This is a genomic window from Chitinophaga sp. 05T412 (assembly GCF_056396465.1).
The window spans coordinates 670,174-693,371 of record NZ_JBFTLN010000002.1; the positions used below are offsets into that span (position 1 = coordinate 670,174).

13 protein-coding genes and 1 tRNA gene are annotated in these 23,198 nt (G+C 45.4%); 9 read left to right on the forward strand and 5 right to left on the reverse strand.

The window, feature by feature from the left end:
• Positions 1-43 precede the first annotated feature (43 nt).
• From AC1DFM_RS06425 to AC1DFM_RS06445, 5 genes are all read left to right on the forward strand, one after another.
• A complete protein-coding gene (locus tag AC1DFM_RS06425) occupies positions 44-814 on the forward strand; it encodes an NIPSNAP family protein (protein ID WP_477075871.1) in 771 nt (256 codons plus the stop codon).
• Between the two features lie 210 nt (positions 815-1,024).
• Entirely contained in the window at positions 1,025-1,948 is a 924-nt protein-coding gene (locus AC1DFM_RS06430; protein ID WP_477075872.1) for a family 2A encapsulin nanocompartment shell protein, read from the forward strand.
• Complete coding sequence (locus AC1DFM_RS06435) at positions 1,935-3,578, forward strand: family 2A encapsulin nanocompartment cargo protein cysteine desulfurase (protein ID WP_477075873.1); 1,644 nt, start codon at positions 1,935-1,937, stop codon at positions 3,576-3,578. The genes AC1DFM_RS06430 and AC1DFM_RS06435 overlap by 14 nt, the downstream gene beginning before the upstream one ends.
• A 268-nt stretch (positions 3,579-3,846) precedes the next feature.
• Positions 3,847-3,918: transfer RNA gene (locus AC1DFM_RS06440), tRNA-Met, on the forward strand.
• A 156-nt stretch (positions 3,919-4,074) separates the two neighbouring features.
• On the forward strand, positions 4,075-5,121 hold the full coding sequence (locus AC1DFM_RS06445) for an alpha/beta fold hydrolase (protein ID WP_477075874.1): 1,047 nt from the start codon (positions 4,075-4,077) through the stop codon (positions 5,119-5,121).
• Positions 5,122-5,226: 105 nt separating this feature from the next.
• On the opposite strand, the gene AC1DFM_RS06450 is transcribed toward AC1DFM_RS06445, so the two are convergent.
• Positions 5,227-6,180 carry a nucleotidyl transferase AbiEii/AbiGii toxin family protein gene (locus AC1DFM_RS06450; protein ID WP_477075875.1) on the reverse strand — a complete coding sequence of 318 codons (954 nt, stop codon included), beginning with the start codon at positions 6,178-6,180 and terminating at the stop codon, positions 5,227-5,229.
• Between the two features lie 6 nt (positions 6,181-6,186).
• Complete coding sequence (locus AC1DFM_RS06455; protein ID WP_477075876.1) at positions 6,187-6,816, reverse strand: hypothetical protein; 630 nt, start codon at positions 6,814-6,816, stop codon at positions 6,187-6,189.
• Positions 6,817-6,972: 156 nt separating this feature from the next.
• Between AC1DFM_RS06455 and yiaA the strand changes: the two genes are divergently transcribed.
• The 4 genes from yiaA (at position 6,973) to AC1DFM_RS06475 (ending at position 15,258) form a co-directional block, all read left to right on the forward strand.
• Positions 6,973-7,407 carry an inner membrane protein YiaA gene (gene yiaA / locus AC1DFM_RS06460; protein WP_477075877.1) on the forward strand — a complete coding sequence of 145 codons (435 nt, stop codon included), beginning with the start codon at positions 6,973-6,975 and terminating at the stop codon, positions 7,405-7,407.
• A 182-nt stretch (positions 7,408-7,589) separates the two neighbouring features.
• The gene (locus tag AC1DFM_RS06465; protein WP_477075878.1) at positions 7,590-9,935 is read left to right on the forward strand and encodes a TonB-dependent siderophore receptor; all 2,346 of its coding nucleotides are present in this window, start codon (positions 7,590-7,592) and stop codon (positions 9,933-9,935) included.
• 695 nt (positions 9,936-10,630) lie between these two features.
• Positions 10,631-13,606, forward strand: coding sequence for a SusC/RagA family TonB-linked outer membrane protein (locus tag AC1DFM_RS06470; protein ID WP_477075879.1), 2,976 nt, complete (start codon positions 10,631-10,633; stop codon positions 13,604-13,606).
• Between the two features lie 20 nt (positions 13,607-13,626).
• Entirely contained in the window at positions 13,627-15,258 is a 1,632-nt protein-coding gene (locus AC1DFM_RS06475) for a RagB/SusD family nutrient uptake outer membrane protein (protein ID WP_477075880.1), read from the forward strand.
• 108 nt (positions 15,259-15,366) lie between these two features.
• Here AC1DFM_RS06475 and AC1DFM_RS06480 read toward each other — a convergent pair whose 3' ends face one another.
• From AC1DFM_RS06480 to AC1DFM_RS06490, 3 genes are all read right to left on the reverse strand, one after another.
• On the reverse strand, positions 15,367-17,832 hold the full coding sequence (locus tag AC1DFM_RS06480) for an outer membrane protein assembly factor BamB family protein (RefSeq protein ID WP_477075881.1): 2,466 nt from the start codon (positions 17,830-17,832) through the stop codon (positions 15,367-15,369).
• A 78-nt stretch (positions 17,833-17,910) separates the two neighbouring features.
• Positions 17,911-19,701 carry a RagB/SusD family nutrient uptake outer membrane protein gene (locus tag AC1DFM_RS06485; protein WP_477075882.1) on the reverse strand — a complete coding sequence of 597 codons (1,791 nt, stop codon included), beginning with the start codon at positions 19,699-19,701 and terminating at the stop codon, positions 17,911-17,913.
• 20 nt (positions 19,702-19,721) lie between these two features.
• Positions 19,722-23,156 carry a SusC/RagA family TonB-linked outer membrane protein gene (locus AC1DFM_RS06490; protein ID WP_477075883.1) on the reverse strand — a complete coding sequence of 1,145 codons (3,435 nt, stop codon included), beginning with the start codon at positions 23,154-23,156 and terminating at the stop codon, positions 19,722-19,724.
• Positions 23,157-23,198: the final 42 nt, after the last annotated feature.

Consider the following 23,198-nt stretch of genomic DNA (forward strand, 5'->3'; position numbering starts at 1 on the left):
TCCTGATTTATTTGCTGTATTTTGTTCCCTATACAATTATTTTATGATGAGAAATTCCACTTTGTTATTGGCACTGCTGCTGCTATGCGCTGTTACCCTTTCTGCCAAAGAGCGACAATTTTACCAGATTAAAATTTACCACCTGAAAACCGCTGCCCAGGAAACGCTGGTAGATAATTATCTCGAAAAGGCATACCTGCCTGCTTTACATCGGGCTGGCATCAAACAGGCCGGCGTATTCAAGCCCGTGGTAACGGATACGGCAGATATCCGGATCTATGTATTGATTCCTTACCAATCGCTGGAACAATTTACTCAACTGGGTCAAACACTGCAAGCCGATAAAGCCCTGGCCGCTAACGGTGCCGAATATACGGATGCATCCTGGAATAATATTCCCTATGCCCGTATCGAATCTATCCTGCTACAGGCCTTTCCAGGTATGCCGGTATTGGAAGCGCCGTCACTACAGTCGCCCAAAAGCGAGCGGGTATATGAGTTGCGCAGCTATGAAAGTCCTTCTGAAAAATACCATGTGAATAAAGTAAAAATGTTCAATACCGGCGATGAAATTGGTATTTTCAAAACCCTAAACTTTAATGCCGTATTCTATGGATCAGTGATTTCCGGTCCGCGGATGCCGAACCTCATGTATATGACCACCTTCAATAATAAAGAAGACCGGGATGCACACTGGAAAGCCTTTAGCGCCGATCCAAAGTGGAAAAGCCTCTCGGCGATGGAAGAATACGCCCATAATGTTTCCAAATCAGAGATCACTTTCCTGAGACCCACCAACTATTCAGATCTGTAGATATTATTAATAACCCCATATGGCTACTACCCTGCAGCGGGTAGTAGCCCCTCCCGCCCCTTTGATCACGAAGTATTAACGTGGATTTTTCGTTAAAATGCCTTAATTTAAGGTTCACTATACCCTCCAACAGGATAAGAAATGAGCCACCACACATTTTGCGTCCTGTTTCCAAAACTTCATTTTTAAAATTTCAAAAACTGACTTCTCATGGCAGATGAAATTCAACACAAGGTTCAGACAGCACTCGGCGACGTCGCCGCAAGACAATTGGCCATTGCCACCCGTACGGTGCCGCAGATGTCTACCATCACCCCACGCTGGCTCACCAGATTAATGAGCTGGATACCGGTAGAGTCAGGCGTATACCGGCTCAACAAAGTAAAAGATGAAAGTAATGTGGCCGTAGATTGTTCCGGCAGGGATGAACGGGAACTGCCACAAACCTTTGTGGATTACATCGATAATCCCCGGGAGTATAACCTCAGTGCAGTAAATACCGTACTGGATGTGCATACCCGCGTGTCAGACCTCTACAGCAAGCCTTACAATCAAATCAGTGAACAGCTGCGTCTGATCATTGAAACCATCAAAGAAAGGCAGGAAAGCGAATTAATCAACAACAAAGAATATGGACTACTCCACAGCGTAGTACCTGGTCAACGCATTAAAACCCGTACCGGCGCGCCTACCCCGGACRATCTGGACGAACTGATCACCAAAGTATGGAAGGAGCCGGGGTTCTTTTTGCTGCATCCCCTCACCATTGCCGCCTTTGGCCGGGAATGTACCCGCCGGGGCGTACCTCCGCCTACCGTTTCTTTATTCGGCTCTCAATTCATTACCTGGCGCGGCATCCCGCTGATTCCGTCAGATAAAGTGCCCATAGAAAACGGCAAGTCTAAAATCATCTTATTACGTACCGGCGAAGCCAGACAAGGCGTAGTAGGGCTTTACCAGCCTAATTTACCCGGAGAACAATCTCCCGGACTGTCGGTGCGCTTCATGGGTATCAACCACCAGGCGATTGCTTCTTACCTGGTATCCCTTTACTGCTCACTGGCAGTATTGGTGGATGATGCCATTGCGGTATTAGATGATGTAGAAATAGGCAAGTACCATGAATACAAATAATTTTCATAGCGACGGACTCCCGGATATTGCCGCCCTGGAAAAGCTGGCCAACCAGTTATTTACTTCGCTGCAATCCGGTAATGAGCCCTTATCGCCGGCATATGCCACCGCTGCTCCCGATCCGCTGTTGCAACAGGGCAGCGTGAGCGATGTAACGCAGGCGCCCACCAGCTTACCGGACCCTCATTTTTCCGGTAGTGGCGGCATTCCCGCCTCTGTAGCGGGTAGTGGCATTTCTCCTTCTGCTGTACAACAACAGCCCACTGCATATGACTCCCCTTTTGAAAAGGAGTTGCAGCGCGCCTTGCAAAGTATTCCGGTATCAACTTATACGGCGCAATTGCCATCAGCGGCTACATCGTATTATTTTCTGCCGGCACACACCGCCGGCATTACCGGCGCCACGCCGCCTTCGCTGGATATCAACCGTGTTCGGGCCGACTTCCCCATTCTGCAGGAACATGTAAATGGACGCCGGCTGATATGGCTGGATAATGCCGCCACCACACAAAAGCCCAGATCCGTTATTGATCGCATCAGCAGCTTTTACGAACACGAAAATTCCAACATCCACCGCGCCGCACACGAGCTGGCAGCGAGAGCCACAGATGCCTACGAAGGCGCCCGCGAGAAAGTGAGGGCTTTTCTCAACGCAGCCTCCGTAAACGAAATCATTTTTGTTCGCGGCGCCACAGAAGCCATCAACCTCGTTGCCAAAAGCTGGGGCGAACAATTCCTGCAGGCAGGCGATGAAATTATTCTCAGCCACCTGGAACATCACGCCAATATTGTACCCTGGCAACAGCTGGCCAACAAAAAAGGCCTGCTGATTAAAGTGATACCCGTAGATGATGACGGCCAGATTATATTGGCAGAATACCAAAAACTGCTCACTACTAAAACAAAGCTGGTATCGTTTACACAGGTATCTAATGCCCTGGGCACCGTAACGCCGGCACAACAGATTGTTGACCTGGCTCACCAGGCCGGCGCTAAAGTACTGGTAGATGGCGCACAGGCGGTGTCACATATGCGTGCGGATGTACAGCGGCTTAACTGCGACTGGTACGTATTTTCCGGACATAAGGTATTCGGCCCTACCGGTATCGGCGTGTTATACGGCAAAGAAGCATTGCTCAATGAAACAGGTCCCTGGCAAGGAGGTGGCAATATGATCAAAGACGTTACATTTGAGCATACCCAGTATCATGCGGCCCCCGGCCGCTTTGAGGCAGGTACCGGCAACATCGCCGATGCCGTAGGCCTGGGTGCAGCTATTGACTACGTAAATCATATAGGCATTGATGTTATATATCAATATGAGCATTACCTGCTCACTTACGCTACGCAATTATTAAAAGACGTACCAGGACTGCGCTTAATCGGTACGGCGCCAGACAAAACCAGTGTGCTTTCTTTCGTATTCAAGGATTACACCACCGAGCAGGTGGGTGCAGCCCTGAATGAAGAAGGCATTGCAGTACGGTCTGGTCACCATTGTGCACAGCCCATTCTACGCAGGTTTGGCGTAGAAAGTACGGTAAGGCCATCGCTGGCTTTTTACAATACCTGCGCTGATATCGACACCCTGGTAAATACTTTATTGCGCTTGCGGAGGAGCCGGATTTAAATATTTTAGTAAGATGATGGAATGATAAATTGCCTGATTTGCTAAGAACATCTTGTCATTTCATCATCTTACAAAAAATATTTTTCCGATACAGTCAGTTAAAATACAGCCAACCAAAATCCCCTCAAACACAATACAGCAAAGAATCACAGCGCACGCCAACATCCACGTCAAAAAAGGCAATCTTCTGAAATGCAGTGCTGTGCGGGGAAAAAAGTACATTTAAATTTTGCAGATTGAATTAATTACCTACATTTGCACTCCACATTGCGAGGTAGAGCAGAGGTAGCTCGTCGGGCTCATAACCCGAAGGTMAGTGGTTCGAATCCGCTCCTCGCTACAAACAAACGGCTTTCAAGTATTACTTGAAAGCCGTTTTTCTTTTAGGTAATTCCTTACTCATGAAATAGGTAACGTTACTCTCCAACTTATTTTCCCTTAAAAAATACATTCCTGCTTTACTTTATATTAGCCTAATAAAATTGAAAAAAAATTCATGAAAAAAACGAGCCTCTGTACACTGTTAATGTTGCCTTTATGCTGCTTAGCACAAACCTCTTCCAAAGTAAGTAAAGGCGTAAATACAAAGACTAGTAGCAAAACCTACGCTGACAGCGTATCTAAACAAAATGATTTTCTGAAAAATTTACCGACGCTACAAATTGACACCCTGCTAACAACAGAAATTGGTGGCATTAAACAAGTGATAGGAATTAAAACAGCCGATTACAACAGACCTGTCCTTCTCTTTTTATCGGGTGGCCCTGGAAGCTCCATGATGAAAGGCGCGCCTGCTTTTACAAACGAATTAATAAATAGCTTCACTATTGTTCAATGGGATCAAAGAGATGCCGGGAAAACATTGAAATTAAATGCTTCGCCAGTACAGCCATCCGTTGCGCAAATGGAAAAGGATACTTACGAGGCCGTAAATTTTGTAAGAAAAACATTGCACCAGGATAAAATATACTTACTCGGTAGCTCCTGGGGTAACGTTTTAGGGTTCTATATCGTAAGAAACTATCCTCAACTATTACATGGTTACTTTGCCTCCAATCCGGTGGTGAGCCAATTAGCAAGTGAGAAAGAAATGCTGCAAATCCTGAAAACACATTTTAAAGATAATACGGACGCCAGTAAAGAATTGGCGTTGGTAAACATCCCCTTTAAAAATGATGATGACCTGTTCTATTTAAGAAAGTGGCTCTTCTATAAAGACGGTAAAGAGTTTGTATTAACGGATAATTTCAAGACCAATTTTCTACAATGGACAAAAGTTTGGTCCCCTGTTTGGAATGAAGTAATGAACATCGACTTACCAAAAACTTTAAAGAAAGTAGATTGCCCGATCTATTTTTTTGTTGGTAAAAACGATATCCAAACATCAACAAGAATCACCAAAGAGTATTACGAACAATTGAAAGCACCTAAGAAAGGGATATACTATTTTGAAAATTCAGGCCATCAGATTCACCAGGATGAACCTGCGGAGTTTCAAAAAGTAATCACCCAGATACTGAATAGCAGTATAGCTGGAAAGTAAGGACCACATTACTCCCAACAAAAAAGCTTTTAAGTGACTACTTAAAAGCTTTTTATTTTATACACAGTAAGGTGGAAAATTTTCAATAAAAAACATTACCACGTTCTATAATTGTTCAATATGCTCTTTAATTCGCTCAAGCAATATTTCAAAAGGTAATTGCCCATTGAAATAAAGATCTTTAGTTGCTTCGTATCGTTCTTTAAATCGGCTTTGCAACGCAGGGGAAGCCAAATGAAATGCGTCATTTTCTGCGAGTACTACATCTTTATCCTTCCCTGCAAAACGACTTTTCTTATGACTATGATAATCATCCGTACCAATAAATTCCCTTACTAAAGGGTTGCCAAGCAAACAATAAACATCATAGTATTGCCGCATCAGATTCGGTTTTTCCACCCCCTGTTCCTGTTCAACCCTAAACTTTGTTACAATAGTCTGGAGCTTCTCAACAAAAGTATATCCGGGATGATAGCAAGCAATATCCACTCCGCGATTATCAGCCATCTTAATTCCGGCAGTCACTCCGCGATCATAAGCCCATGAACTGATTGTCAGATTGTTATTAGGTGTTACTGTATCAAACCCTACTTCTAAAAGAATTCCATCTTTTGCACCGGCGACTTTATCTGTGAAGCTTTCGTAAGACAGTCTAATGCCACCGCTATTATAATTCCTTTCATTATCAAACGCTCTATCCCGCACCACTGCTGTAACTCCTTCAATTTTTATTTGTTCGGCAAGCCAATCATAATATTCCTTTCTTGACACTACCGCTTCCTTTTTGATATTTTTAGGATCAGACACTACACTTAAATCATTTGGCGGATATATTTGTATATCTATATCTTCTGAAAATCGGTCTATAATGCCATAACCTTTTGATAAGGAAGTTCCGCCCTTCATAACGAATGAAAAATTCTGTTTCCTGAGTCCATATAGAACATGCATAATCCAGTAGTCCTTTTCAATCAGACCAGCCAGAATCCCTTTGTCTCTCTCTAAAATCCTTAACAGATCAGCAAAATCTTTATGTTCGTGAAGAAATTTAGACGACATAGATAATCACATTTTGTCTCCTAAATACGGAGACAAAAGCGATCTGGTTTTAAGGTTACCATAATTATTCAGCGATTTCTTTAATTGTTTGGTGTCCATGGAAATGGCCTTCGCAAAAACATTTTTTAAAAGCGCCTCTTTATCTTCTGCCAGATCATCTAAATTATTAACCAGATCTATCAACAAGAATTCCTGCGTAAGTTTTTTCGGGAAACGATGCTTGGCATGAAAAAAAAAACGTTTGCCACCTAAACTGAATTCACCATGTCGCTTATGATTATAAACTACTCGTTTATTATACAATTGCGTAGTTCCAACTCCCAGATTATTGTAAGCATTCGGTGAAGTCAGCAAAAAATCATCATCTTTTAAAAAAGTGCGCACCAATGTTTCCTCATCAGGTGGCGCCTCACCAAAAGCAGTTTTCTTCGGAACATGATATAGCCCGGCCGATACCTTCTCCAGGTATCCCTCCTGTACCAGCATAGCAATATGCCGGTCAACGGCATTAGACCATTGAGCCAAATCAGCCCGGCGATATACACCACCGCTTTTCAGATGCTTTTTAAGTTCCTGTAGCTTTTTCAATTCTTCATTCCTCATAGTAAAGATAGCGATAAATTGTGTACTTTGCATGTTTTTTTATTGAAAATTCATGCAAAAAAAGCCTTCAACCACCACCCCACCCTTTTTTTTATAAAATAAATAGTATTATTACACCGGGCCTTCAATATGCTATAGCAATTTTGTTTGCCATTAACCTAATCCCATTATTAAAATTTAAATCATTCAATGAAACAAAAACCTTCCACGGCATTTATTGCCGCCTCCTGGGTAGCAGTTTTTGCAGGTGTACTAGGCTTCGTCATTGGCCTCTGGAACGCCAACACTATGCAACTGAACGAAAAAGGTTATTACTTTACGGTATTAATGTATGGCCTTTTCTCCGCTGTATCTGTACAAAAATGCGTACGCGACAGACTCGAAGGCATCCCTGTTACCGACATTTACTACTCTCTTGCCTGGGTATCTATGTTGCTCACCATCATACTGCTAACAGTAGGATTATGGAATGCTACACTGGMCGCCAGTGAAAAAGGGTTCTATGCATTTGCATTTCTGCTCAGCGTTTTCGGCGCTATTGCAGTACAAAAAAATACCCGCGACAGTCAGGCTGCAAAAGATGACGCACCTGTTGTTAAAGAAAATGCTTCTTCCAACTTTTAATGATTGACAACCGCGCTTTACGGCGCGGTTGCTTTGCTCCCCCATCAGCTCCCCTTTTTCCGGAATACATAAATAGTTTTCCTGATTCGTCTTACGCCATCATTACCGCCCCACTAATTTTGTACCTCAACTAAGTCGTATCCGTTCTCGTCCCAATGAGAACACAAATTTTTTACCTCTCAATGAAACATATATTCTTGCTGACCATCAGTTTGATGGTAGCTGTCGGTACTATTGCACAAAACAATACAGGCGCTATCAAAGGCACGGTTACCACCTCCGACGGCATCGTCGCGCCGGGCGTATCTGTACAATTAAAAAACGGGAATAAGGGAGCTGTCAGTAATCACAAAGGCGCTTTCGAATTTGGGAAATTAGCACCGGGCAACTACCAAATACAGGTGTCGCTGATTGGATACAAAACCAGTCAGCAACAAGTTACCGTAGCTGCCGGGAACATCACTACCGCCAATATTACACTGGATGCTTCCGACGCACAACTACGGGAAATTGTAGTTTCCTCCAGGCAACAGCGCTACCAGGTGAATGCGGTATCTCCTACCTTAAGGCTCACTACCCCATTGCTGGAAACACCGCAAAACATACAGGTGGTAACGGCTAAATTACTGGCCGACCAACAGGTGTTCGATATGCTGGAAGGCGTAACCCGCAATGTAAGTGGCGTCACGAAACTGGAGCATTGGGATAATTATGCACTGATAAATATGCGTGGCTCCCAGGTAACGGCTTTCCGGAATGGTATGAACGTAAAAATGCCATGGGGTCCACTGGCAGAGGACATGAGCATGGTAGAACGTATTGAATTTGTAAAAGGACCGGCAGGATTCATGATGGGAAACGGAGATCCCAGTGGATTCTATAATGTAGTAACTAAAAAACCAACCGGTGTTACTAAAGGAGAAGCTACACTCACCGCAGGTAGCTTTGATACCTATCGCGCTACTATCGATCTGGACGGCAAACTGGACAAACCTGGTAAGTTATTATACCGTCTCAATGTAATGGGGCAACTGAAACGTTCCCACCGGCATTTTGACTACAACAACCGTTATAGCGTTGCCCCCGTGCTGATGTACAAGTTCAACGATCGCACCTCCATTACTGCAGAATATAACTACCAGTTTTCGAGAATGGCCATGATCGGCGCCAACTATGTGTTTTCCCCCAATGGTTACGCAGATCTGCCACGTAGCTTTACGTCAGCGGAAAAAAATTTTCCGCCTACCAATATCAATGACCACAGCGCCTTCCTGAATTTCCAACACCAATTCAACAGCAAATGGAAATTTACTACCCAGGTGGGATATATGAATTTCACACAGATTGGTAGCTCCATGTGGCCGGATTCATTACACGCCAATGGAGATATGTACCGCAGCGTAGGCATGTGGGATGCACATGGAGAAAACTATATTGGGCAGGCTTACGTAACCGGAGAAGTCCGCACAGGTAGTGTACAGCATAAAATACTGGGTGGTATTGACCTGGGGCATAAAAAATACATTGCCGTTTTCGCACAACCGTTTAAATTAAATGGCCCCAACGGACCATTTAACATCTATCATCCTGTATATGGACAAACACCGGCGCCACAATTTGACCGGTCAGTACCATTAAAAGATAGAGCAGGTAGTCCGGATGATMAACGTTATATCAGTTATTATTTGCAGGATGAAATCCATTTGTTTCATGATGTAGCGCGACTTACACTAGCCGCCAGATATACTACCGCCACTTATAATGACACCAGCAAAAACAGCAAACTCACTCCACGTATAGGCGTAAGCGTATCTATCGATAAACAAACTTCGGTATATGCCTTATATGACCAGGCATTTGAACCACAAGCCGGAAAGATATATCCTAACATTGTTCCTAAGCCGCTGCTGGGTGTGAATACAGAAGCTGGCATCAAAAGAGATTGGTTTCAGGGACGATGGAACTCCACCCTTGCGGTATATCGTATTCTGCGGAAAAATCAGTTGGTAGTAGATAATGATACACACGGAGAAGGAATGACGAATTACTCGTTGCAAATAGGAGAAAGCGAAACAAAAGGCGTGGAACTTGATATCCACGGAGAAATTGCCCGGGGCTTGAATCTCACACTCAACTATGCTTATACCGATTCAAAAATCACCAAAGATACCGCGGGCTCCAAAAAAGTAGGAGAAGCCGTACCGGGATTTGCAAAACATGTTACCAATGGATGGCTGTCTTACCGCTTTGAGAAAGGTACTTTAAAAGGAGTAGGTATTGGCGCCGGCTACCAGTACCAATTAGGCCGTTCTACCTGGAACTGGGGCGGCGCTCATCAGCTGGCACTTCCTGACTATTTCCGGATGGATGGCAGCATATCCTGGCAAAACAGCAAATATTCGGTAGCGTTAAATGTCAATAACCTGCTAAATGCTTATCTATACGCTGGCGCACCTTACGATACTTATTACTATTGGCAGGCAGAACCGGGTACTAATTTCCGGGTAACTGCCGGTATTAAATTCTAATCTATCCTTTTAATTCCCCTGAGCAAAGCCTCCTGCCATCTATGCAGGAGGCTTTGTTTTGTAACTTATTCGGGAAATGTACGCCACGAAATAGTCTCCACTCCTACTCTCTTACAAATGCTACATTACATTTTCGCGACAACGAAAAAAAATGTTAAAAATGATTTCATTTAATACAAATAAGTATTACTTTTATTCCCGAAGCAGAGAGAAAGTGCCTTTGTTTATCGAAACTTGTTATTAATTGATCAGATTCTCCGGAATCTTTTTTTGGAAACCATTGCTAAATCGATTTTTGTAGAGATGAAGCCTATCATCTTTAAAGAGTCGTTGTAGGAAAAAACCTGCGTATATGAAAGAAATTATTAAGCTAAATTTTATTGTTCCAGGCATTATCCGGTGACGTTTTTTGTTGAAACTTGTTATTCTAATTGTTAGCTAAATCGATATTCTGCTGATTAAACAGTACTGTAAGTATCGGGTGTATTTTGCTTATGCTATATTATTAGGGAAACCATTGCCAGCCTGACCGGAAGCCAGGTAACATCTCCACAGGGAGACTATTTTCTATTTTCTAAAACCACTTAAATCGCATCAGAATTTTAAACAAAATAGCCTGTGGCTGTATTGCTAAATCGATTTTATAAATACTGATACCACAACGCTTCTTTATTAACCACTATCAATAAATGTATATGCACAAACGATCCACGTTTTGGGCTCAGGTAAGTATTGCCAGTACTTTCCTGCTGCTTATCTCGCTATTCGCCTTCTCGCAAGGCAAAACAATTTCCGGCAAAGTGACAGATGCCGGTGACAACACCCCCATATTGGGAGTATCCGTACAAATCAAAAACACCAGCACCGGCACCATCACCAAAGCAGACGGCACCTTCAGCCTGCAGGCGCCAGCAAACGCAGTGTTGGTATTTTCATTCATCGGATATCAGCAGCAGGAAGTGCCCGTTGGCAACGGCACACCAATCCTGGTGAAAATGGCGGCAGGTGTAAAATCACTGCAAGACATCGTAGTAGTTGGTTATGGTACACAGAAAAGAAATGAAGTAACCACCTCCGTAGCAACTGTCAAAGCGGAAAACTTTAACCAGGGCGGCTCACGCTCTCCCATGGACCTCATCCAGGGTAAAGTAGCCGGCCTCTCTGTTACCAGGACCCAGGGTAATAACCCTAACAGTGGCGCCTCTATACAAATCAGGGGCATCAGCTCCCTGTCGGGCGACAAAAATCCACTCATCGTTATCGACGGCATCCCCGGTGGTAACCTCGACCTGCTGCAACAGGACGATATCGCTACCTTCGATGTATTGAAAGACGGGTCCGCCGCAGCCATTTATGGTACCCGCGGTAATAACGGCGTAATCCTTATCACCACTAAAAAAGGAAAAGCAGGAGAACCACAATACACCTACTCCACCTATCTGCAACGGGAAGCAGTCGCCAAAAGACCCAGCATACTCAACGCCGCTGAATACGCTAAAATTCCAGGCGCCGACAATAAAGGCGGCGATGTGGATATGTATGATATGCTGCTCGACAAAGACAACCTAAGCCATTATCACAACTTCGCTGCCTCCGGCGGAACCGTTAACAGCAACTACCGCGCATCACTTTACTACAACGACGCAAACGGTATTGCCAAACAAAATGGACGCAAACAATACGGCGGCCGCGTAAACGTTAATCAAACCGGACTACAAGGCATGCTCACCATGCAGTTTAATCTGGCGGCCAACTTCAACAAAGCCAACCTGAACGGCGGCAACAGCGGCGGCGGTGACAACAAAGCCGGTAACGCCGGCGCCGACTTTGAACAAGCCGTACAACGCAATCCCACCGCCCCTATCTACGGAGCTGATGGCAAATTCATTGAAACCAACGGCTTCAATAACTACAATCCCCTGGCCCGCCTCCAACAGGAACTGTACGACAGAGATCAGAAAACATACTCCGGAGACGCACGTATAACCTTAGAGCCTATACGTGATTTAAAACTGTCCGCTTTCGGCGCCATTGTACGCGATGAGTACAACGACCGTCAATATAAACTCAAAAGCTCCCGCTCTTCCGTACAGGACTATAAAGGCGGTGGATACGCCTACAAAGCCAATTCCGCAGCCATGGACAAAACTTTTGAGGCCACCGCTGACTATACCCGGACCATCAACTCCGACCATACCATCAATGTACTAGGCGGTTATAGCTACCAATACAGTACCCTGGAAAAATATTCCATGGATAACAACGGCTTCCTGACAGATGCTTTCCAGGACTGGAACATCTCCGCCGGTAATGCACTAAATGATCAAACATTACCACGTCCCAAACAAAGCAGCAACAAAATAGATAATACGCTGATCGCCTTCTTTGGCAGAATCAATTATAACTACAAGCAGAAATACATGTTGCAGGCCATCCTGCGCCATGAAGGATCTTCCCGCTTCGGCGCCAACTACAAATGGGGTAACTTCCCCGCTGTTTCCGGCGGATGGGTGATTTCGAAAGAAGCCTTCATGCAGGACATCACCGTCATCAACAACCTGAAATTACGTGCAGGCTACGGGGTTACCGGTAACCAGGGTATCCCCAGTTATCAGTCTATCATCACTCTTAGTACGGGTGGCCCCTACATCCAATACGGACAATGGATACAAACCTACGGTCCTAACAAAAATCCTAACCCGGACCTCAGATGGGAAAAGAAGAAAGAGTTTAACGTGGGACTGGATTTCTCCCTGCTGAAAAACAGGCTAGGCGGTTCCATCGACGTATACAGCCGCAAAACAGAAGACCTGCTGTTCAACTACACTGCACAACTACCGTCCAACATCCTGGACAACATCTTCACCAACGTAGGCGCCATCTCCAACAACGGGGTGGAAGTAGTGATCAACGCTATACCGGTACAACTAAAAGATTTCACCTGGCACAGTGATCTCACCTTTAACTCCCAACGGAATAAAATGGTGTCATTCTCCAACCAGATCTTTAAAACCACCGAGCAATACTATGGCGATCTGCCTTCTCCCGGCAACCTGGGCTCCGCGATCCGCGTAGTAGAAGGTGGTCCGCTGGGTACCTTCTTCGGCTATCGTTACGCAGGACTTACGGAGAATGGCAAATGGCAGTTCTACAAAAAAGATGGCAGCATTGGCACCATTGAAACCATGAATCCGGACGACAAAGCCGTGATTGGAAACGGTATTCCTAAATACATGGCTTCCTGGAACAACACCTTCCGTTATAAAAATTTCGATCTGAGTATTTTCTTCCGGGGCAAATTTGGTTTCGATATCCTGAACCTGCAGGATATGTATTTCGGTAACAAAAAATGGGTACCAAATAACATGCTTACTTCAGCCATTGGTAAAAATGCTAAACTCAATGCAGATCCACAGTTCTCCGATTACTACCTGGAAAAAGGAAATTTCGTAAAACTGGATAATATCACCCTGGGGTATAACTTCCAGCTTCACACCAAATATATCCGCAGCCTGCGKGTATATGCCAGCGGACGCAACATCGCTACCTTCACCAAATACACCGGCCTGGACCCTGAACTGCAGGATACCGCCCTGGATTCCGGTATCGATGGCAGAGGATTTTATCCACGTACCCGCTCTTATACTATTGGCCTGAACCTCGGATTCTAAACGCAGCAAAATTGTAACGTATGAAAAAAAGTAAAGTATATATCAGCGCAGCCTTGCTGGCCCTCGGTATGAGCGCCTGCACCAAGCTCGATGAAAAACCATACAGCGAAATCATCTCTAATCAGTTTTATAACAACCGCCAGGAAGTATTGTCCGCGGTACTCCGTCCCTTCACACATGCCGGCGCCTGGGCAGCGCCTACCGGTCAAACCGGCTACTGGCGCCTGCAGGAGCTTTCAGCCGACCAGCTGGCATGGCCACAAAAAGGACGCCACGGCTATGATGGCGGTAACTGGATACGCCTGCACTACCACACCTGGATTGCCAATGAAGACAATGCCTGGAATCCATGGCGACTCATGTTCTGGGGCATGGGCTTCTGCAACAACACCATCAAAGACCTTACACCACTGGACTTTACCAAGATAGGTATGACGGAAGCAGAAAAAACTACGCTGCTCGCAGAAACCAAAGTACTCCGTGCCTGGCACTACCTGAAGCTGATGGATCTCTATGGAAACATTCCCATCGTTACAGAAGTGGCCAACTCCGCCTCTCCTGCCACCAAATCCCGCAAAGAAGTATTTGCGTTCATTGAAAAAGAAATAAAAGACAATATCGACGGGCTACAGCCCTTGTCGCCTGCTATGGTTGGCCGCGCTACTAAAGCATCCGCCTACGCCATGCTGGTAGAATTATACCTCAATGCACAGGAATGGACCGGCACCCCACGCTGGGATGATTGCATCACCTACTGCAATAAAATTATTGCAGGGGAAGGCGGCTCCCTCAGCGGAACCGTGCCCGCACTGGAACCAGATATTTTCCGCGCCTTTGCCAACACCAACAGCACTTCCCCGGAAGACTTGTTTCAGCTCACCTACGATCTCAGAGCCGGTAACTCCCGCTTCGGATGGCAAGGCGATTTCTGGCACTACCGCCAACGCCAGATCTACAACGCAGATGTAGATGGCAACAACAGTATCGTAGTGATTCCTTCTGCCTATGATGCGTTCAAAGACAATGACCTCCGTAAACAAAACTGGATGCTCATCGGACCACAGAAAAAAGATCCGGCGCTGCGCACCAGTGTGGGCGACAGCCTCGTACTGGGTACAGAAGAATATTCAGATAAACCGCTCGTTTTTGTAAAAGAAATTCGCAAAAATGCTGCCGGCGAAACTGGTCCTGGTGGCATGACACAGGGAGAAGAAAACAGTGGCGCACGTTTCGCCAAGTACTTACCCGGCAAACAAAGCGATGCTAACTACTGGGGCAACGATTTTGTACTATACCGCCTCACGGAAATTTATTTCAATAAAGCAGAAGCCATTATGCGGAAAGCCGGAGGTACGGCTTCTCAGGAAGCGGTAGACCTGATCAACACGTGCAAAAAACGGGCTTTTAAGGCGGAAGACTGGCCTAAGGAAGCTTATACTACCTCAACCCTCACTATGGACGAGTTACTCGCTGAAAGGGGCAGGGAATTCATTTTTGAGGGCAAGCGTCGTACGGATCTGATCCGCTTTGGCAAATTCACCACAGCATCGTGGTGGGATCACCAGCCATCTGCAGACAAATACAAATTGTTCCCGATTCCATTCAAGCAAACCAGTATCAATCCTAACCTGGCGCAAAATCCAGGCTACTGATAAAAGGAAATGAATAGTTGTAGTAAACACAATTATTCAATTGGCGGAAAAACGAGAAACGCCCCCCCGGTTTCAGCGGGGGGGCGTTTTCTTGCTATCAAAAGTTGACTACAAAGTAAAGGCATTCACATTCCCCGAAAAATCTGCTACATATAACAATCCGTTAGAGATAGCCATTTCTGCAAATACGGGAGCGCCTGTACGAAAACGGGATACCGGCTTACCTGTTTTCAAATCTGCCACATATACATATCCATCGGAAGCGCCAATGTATACGCGGTTGCCTGCGCATAACGGTGTAGATTCAATGGTAGCAGAAGATGGCTGTGTATACGGCGCCGTATAGAACAGGGCTTCTCCCGGTACAAAGCGCCACACCAGCTGTTTGGTATGTTTATCGTACGCTGCCAAACCATTGGTGGCAGTAGATATCAATATCAACTGATCCGTTAGCACCGGTGCTGTCATTGTCTTCAATTCATCATTCATCGGAATACTGTCTACCGTACGGCCATTTGCCGGATCAATAATGTGCAGCTTATTCAACCCGTGCACATACAGCTTACCATCATAAAATGCCGGTGTACCGCTGCGGAAACGAATCCCTTCATCACTGCGCTTCCAACGCAATTTACCGGTATGGAGGTCATGGGCAAACAGGTGATTCCAATTGGAAGAAGTGACCAGGCAATCGCCTTGCACCGCCATAGCCGCAGGGGTTCCTTCTCCCCCACTCCAATCCTGATTCGTCCATTTTACCGTTCCTGTCAGGATATCCAATGCCTGCATGTATTTCCCGGCACCGGTATAGTATGTACCATTTTGTATAACACCACCGGAATTGTAAGACGCCAGGCTTTTCATATTGCCGGCATGCTGCCAGCGCAGCTTACCGGTAGCTGCCTCCAGCGCGTATGTAATTCCTTCTGCGTCGGTTGCCAGCAAGAGATGATCAGCATAACTAATGCTATGTTTAATGGAATTTTTAGTGGCAAACTGCCATACTATTTTACCCGTGCGGGCGTCCATTGCAATAATGCCACTGTGGTGATTACCTTCATCATCCAGGGTACCCACAAATATTTTGCCTTCGGCACATATGGGAGATGATTTCCAGATATTACCACCAATGTTGGCAGACCATAACAGGTGGAGCCCTTTGTTGTTATTGCTTATATCAGCTACCACCCCTATGCGCTGTGCATTCTGCAACACTTCTGGCCATACAGGCCCGGTAATAGCAGGTGTTTTAGTTTTTTCCAGGGAGAAGGTATCCCTTCTGAACAATATTTGCCCCGTACTGGTAGTGGCTTCTACCGTAGAAGTATATACGTTCTTTAACCATGCAGCAGGAACAGCGGTAGTAGTAGCCCAGTTCCAATCCGTGCGGGGTTGCAGCGGTAACTGCTTCAGTAACTGCCCTTGCTTGTTGTACAGACTAAAGAGTACCTGCCGGATGTTGGCCGCCGTGTGATATGCATTCACACTCACCAGCAGTTTGTCGCCTTCAAATGCCACGCCTGTAGCGGCCGGTGATACCTGCGTAATTTGATTCTCCACGTAGGTATAACGTCTTTCTACAGATGAAATTCCATCTTTATTAACGCCTATTACATCAAAATTGCTGGCAGAATTATCGATGCCGCCATCGGCTGCCGGCGCAGAACAAAGTGAACGAATACCGGTGTTACCATGTTCCTTGGCAAAATTGATGTGCCAGTGCCCGTAAATCCATGCTTTCAGGCGGTGATCATTCAGGTTGATGCTATCTTTGTCTGTACGGATAGTAAACAGCGTATCGTAAGTCAGCAGATCATGATTGAAAATGATGACTGGCTTAGCTGGATCAGTGGCAGCCAGATCATGCTTTATCCACTGCAATACATCATCTGCGGTGTAAGATGGCGCATAGTCGCCATACCACATAGGCGTTACAATAAAATGCGCAGGCCCGGCTTCGAACGAATAAAATACCGGTCCGAATAACGACTCATACAACGCTTCTCCATAAGGGCCTTTCACCAGGTCGTGATTACCGATGCAATAGTATACCGGTAATCCCATCGTAGCGGTATTCACCTGTTTGGCATGAAACTTCATACCATCTTCGTAACAGATATCACCAGTATGCACAATGAAATCAGCCTGCTCATTCTTTGCATAATCTTTCGCTTCAGTAATCCAGTTATTGTAAATGGTGGTTTCGGTGTCCGTTAACCGTACAAACTTCGCTGCAGTAGCGGATGCCTGCTTTACCGGCATCAGCGCAAAATCATAAGCGGTTTTGCTGCTGTCTGTCTTGAGATAAAACGATTTGGTAAACCGGTAGCCGGCAGGCGTGGTAATAAACACAAACCGGGTTTTAGGCGATGCCGGCAAATGAAACTTACCTGCTGCATCTGTAACGGTAACGGCTACACCGTTCGATACCCTTACCCCAGCCATTCCGGCCTCTCCTGCATCGCAAACATTATTGCCGTTGCTGTCTGTAAATACTTTCCCGGAAAAACCCTGGGCCATCGCTGCCTGCGTACACAACAGCAGCAAGGCTGTTCGCATGATACTTTTATACATCTCCATTGTTTTTTGCCATGTCTGGATATAAATAGCAAAGGGGAAGACCGTAGCCTTCCCCCTTACCTTCTTCATCATTTACTCTTCCCAACCTAAAATTTGCTTCAGCTTGTCGTTCAATACTGTTTGATCCTTCGGTATAGGACGATAATAGTACTGATACTCTTTAAAAGTGCGACCAGCACGGTCTGCCACAAACATAATGTGACCACTGGTGCCATTTTCCAGATAGAAGTTCTCATTTAAATAAAAACGCGCCATATCTTTCTTCTCTGACCAAGGCATACCAGCGATAGAAGCAGTATCCGTGGCAGAAGGCAGAATGGCAATATCTGGCTTATTATCTCCGGTCATATCGATAGCACCTACTGCAGGTACATACATTCCCTGTGGAGCTTTTCCGAGCAATTTACCCGCTGCCCATCTGTTCACATCATTGGCACGTAATCCTTCGCAGGCAGTTTCTACTCTTCTCTCTCTTCTGATTTCCAATATCACGCCCTTATTACTGCTTGTTATTGTACCAACACCATTTTCCTGTACAGGATCGGGATGGCTGTTAGCAGCCGCCATATTAAGGCCTGGCATACCTACCCGCTTACGTATTTCGTTAACGGTATCATCGATGTCTTTCTGTGTAAGGCTACCCAACTCCGCTTTTGCTTCTGCATAGTTCAGCAACACTTCTGCGAAACGATAAATAGGTAAAGCAGTATAGTTCGCCTCCCACCCCTGACGCAATGCCGGATCACGTGGGTAGAATTTCAACTGATCATAACCGCCGAGATTCGGTTTCGCCACATACAATATGCTATTCTGCGTAGTTGAAAAACCAGGATATGCGATTGTTTCCGCCATGCGGGGATCACGGTTGGCAAAGCTGCCTACGAATCCTATTTTATCATATCCTGCGATATCAGTAAAAGGAGTACCGTCTTTCATCAGGTAACTGTTCACCAGACTTTGGCTCAATGACCATACCCAGCCCAATACCGTGTGCGTATTGTTTCCCACACCCATTGAAGCCTGGTAGTCGCGCCATTGAATAATTTCCGGATTACCACCCAGTGAAGTACTCGTAAATAATGCCCGGTAAGAAGCAGCGCCATCACCATTCTGATAGATCGAAAATTTCTTGCTATCCATGATCTGTTGCGACGCCCATACTGCAGTATCCAGGAATTTTTTTGCGCTACCAGCCAATTTCAGTTCATCATGGTATTTACGGAAAGTTCCCTCAAACAAACCGAACCTCGACATCAATGCCAACGCGGTATACTTATTCACACGGGTGTTGTTACTCTTGCTATCCGGCACTTTCAGGTGAGCTACGGCGTACTGCAAATCATCCAGTACAGAGTCTGCCACCATGGCACGTGGATCACGGGCTTTATACATAGCGCCATCTGCCTCCCCCAATGCCTGACCATACCAGGGCACATCAGAATAGGTCGCTATTTTTGCGAAGTAGAATTTCGCGCGGAAATAACGCGCTACCGCCACATAATGTGCGATCTCAGCGGCATCACCTTTTGTTCTGTACACGTTATCAAGCATAAAGTTCACCCGGCGCAGTTGATCCCAGTCGTCCCAGCCCCCAACGGTATTAGGCGTAATAGCGCCACGCACCAGTTTATCCATTTCACTGCCGGTATAGCTGGAAATGTTATCAGAATTGGCATCGTCGTATGGAGATGATAATTGCTTATCATAGAACCCATTAACGTAAGTATTCAGATCCGCCGGGGTGTTAAAAAATTGATCCGGAGAAATTTCTGTTTGTGGATTACGCTGCAGGAAGTCCTTTTTACAGGAGGCTGCAGTAATCCCTAATATAGAGAGTGATAATAAAAGCCACTTATTTTTCATGTTGCACATTTTAGAATTCATTAAAAGTTCAGGTTCAGACCACATGAATAGGTTTTCTGATAAGGATACAATGCTCCGTCCAGACCTTCCGGATCAATATTCGCTTTCAGGTGAGAAATAGTGAAAATGTTCTCTGCACTGAAGTAAAAACGAACACGGTTAAGCTTGATCCGTTCTGTCAGCTGCTTAGGTAATGTGTAGCCCAGGGTCACGTTCTTTAAACGGGTATAAGCAGCATTCTGTAAGTAACGGGTTTGTGGAGCACCCAGTTCTGTAGCATCTTCCGCGATGTAAGATTTCAGACGTGGGAAGTAGCCATTTGGATTGTCTGGTGTCCAGCGATCCAGGTTGTGCAGTTGCACGTTTGTCCACGGTTGCGCATATACGCCCCAGAAGTAGTGGTTGCTTGCATTCGGATACCAGTCTCTTTTACCGATACCCTGAATCAGTGCACGGATATCAAATCCTTTGAAAGAGGCAGCCAGGTCCACACTATAAGGGAAACGAGGTGCAGTGTTACCAATGATTCTTCTATCACCAGGATTAGCAAGTGTTTTGTCTCCGTAGTTAATCTTACCATCGTTGTTGAGATCTTTAAACTTCAGATCTCCTACATAGAACAAATAGTTCTGATCATCGGAACCAACTTCTGTTTGCTTGGCATGCTTATCTATTTCAGCCTGGCTCTGGAAAAATCCTTCTGTTTCCAATCCCCAGATATCACCAATCTCCTGTCCAACATAATAGTTTCTCTTAGTAGGATCAGAATGATCATAGTCTATCAACGACCCTGTTGGGTTAGCATAGCGGGTAATGAAAGAACGGCTGTCGGCCACCAACAATTTCACACTGTAGTTAAACGGATCTTTACCAATGTTAAACTGATCTCTCCAGGATAAAGTCATTTCCCATCCACGCGTTTTCAAGTCCGCGGAGTTGGTTTTAGGAGATGTTGCGCCATATACATTCGGCAGTTTCTGACTGGGAGCAAACATACCGTTGGTATAACGGGTATAACGGTCATAGCTAAACGACAATCTCTCTTTCAGGAAACTCAGGTCTATACCGCCATTGATAGTTTTTACCGTTTGCCAGGTATACGTAGCGGTTACAGGTACAGGATCAAATACGGCCACCGGTTGTCCGCCGTCCAGGATAGTAGTGATATTACCCGGCTTCATCAAAGACATATAACCATATTCGCTCCATTGTTGATCTCCCAATGTACCATAAGAGCCACGGAGTTTCAAAAAGTCCAGTCCGGCAGCTTGTTTCACCCCTTCAAAGAATTTTTCTTTAGAAAGTACCCATGCAGCAGAAGCAGATGGGAAGAAGCCCCAGCGGTTGTCTGCACGGAAGCGGGAAGACCCATCGTTACGGGCATTCAGTTCCACGATATATTTATCATCGAAAGTATAGTTCAGACGATAGTAAACACCTCTTACTGCCCAGTCTGCGATCCGTTGCTGTTGTTTAACCAGACCAGTGGTTAATTGCGCAGTAGGCAGGCTTGGACTAATCAATCCGTTGGCAGTAATGTAGAAGTTGTTGTAGTAATGATATTCCTGGTTAAAACCCACCAGGGCGCCTACGGCATGCTTCCGGTTAAATGTTTTATGAAAATCCGTATACACGTTAAATACGTTATACTTTACATCATTGCTGCTGTTGGAAGCGGATGTTAAATTACCACCAGTATAGCTGAGCGGCTGATTAGGACCGGTACGATACGCCACCGGAATACTAAATCCTTTACCTATACTATTCCCACGTCTCCACGTAGCATCTGCTTTCAGGGTCCATACATCTTTAATCAGTCCCAGTTCTGCATTCAGGGTCGTCATAAATTCGCTCCAGGTGTCCGTTCTGCGCCCACCATCCTGTAATACTCCCAACAGGCTGGCACCATCTGATGTCCAGGTACCATCCGGATTACGGGGTATAGATAAAGAAGGCGTACGGTTCACCGCGTTGAAGAAGGAATTGTTGGTATTTCCTTTATAAATGTCTGCATCGGAGGTACTGGTAGCAAACGGCTGGTCATACTTCGTATTGGTATACATAGTATTGGTACCCAGCTTAAAGCGGTCATTAAAGGTATAGGTAGCTTTTGCACGCAGGTTATAACGTTCGTATTTATCGGGATTATTGCGCATCATACCATCTTGTGAATAATATTCACCAGATAAATAATAGTTCAATTTTTCATCACCGCGGGATACGCTGAAATTTGCGGTGTAAGCCGGGGCCGATTTATTGTATACTTCATGCAGCCAGTCCGTTTCACCGTAATAGTTCCAGCTCTTAGCGTCTGTTGGACTCACAATCGCTCTCGGCAAAGAAGGATCTTTCTGCAGTTTCAGTGCATAGTCTCTGTCTGATTGCGGATAGAGGTTATATAACGGGGCCCCTGCATCATGCTTTAACAGCATGGTGGTGAGTGGATCGGTCGTAATTTTAGGAACCATTCCCAGTGTACGCACCGCATAGTTGGTATTAGCAGTTACTGCAATGCGGCCGTCTTTACCTGATTTAGTGGTAATCAACACTACGCCGAAAGCAGCACGGGCACCATAAATAGCAGCAGAAGCCGCATCTTTCAATACTGTTACGCTCTGGATATCTGCCGGGTTAATCCGGGATACTTCGTCACTCGTAAATGGAATATTATCTACCAGAATAAATGGATCACCACCATTGATAGAGGTCATACCACGCAGGTTAAACTTCTGCGCAGAAGAGGCCCGGCCATCGGTGTTGGTGATATTCAGGTTAGGGATCAATCCCTGCAAACCACTACCCACATTGGTAATAGGGCGACTTTCCAGCTCTTTACCGGAAATGGCGTCTACCGCACCACTGAGGTTAATTCTCTTTTGTTTACCATAACCAACTACCACTACTTCATTCAAACCACTGGAATTGGCTTTCATGGAGATATTATAGTGTTGATCTGCTTTGGCAGTCATCTGCATGGTTTCGTAACCAACGTAAGAAAACTCCAGTATGGCATTTTCAGGCGCATCCAGGGAGAAACGGCCGTTTTCATCGGTATGCGCACCATGGGTGGTACCTTTTACCAATACGGTTACACCGATCAGCGGATTGCCCGCTTCATCAGTCACCTTACCTTTTATGTTAATGTTCAGCACTTTATCACCTGCCTCCACAATCACTACCAGGTTATCCTTCATTACTTTATAGTCTAACGAAGTGCCTGCCAGCGCATTATCCAGGACTTCCCGTACGGGCGCATCCTTCATGCTGATGGATATCTTCTTATCCGGAATGATGGCGTTCTTATACAGAAAAGTATAATCGCTCTGCTTTCCGATGATTGTCAGGAGTTTGGCAATGTTGATGTTCTTGTAATCAACACTGATCTTCTCCTGGGAAAATCCATGTGCGCTCAATTGCAGAAAACCTGCACAAAGCAATACAGAAGTTAATTTCATACTTAGTAACAATTTCCTCATACGCCGACGGGGAATATGAGA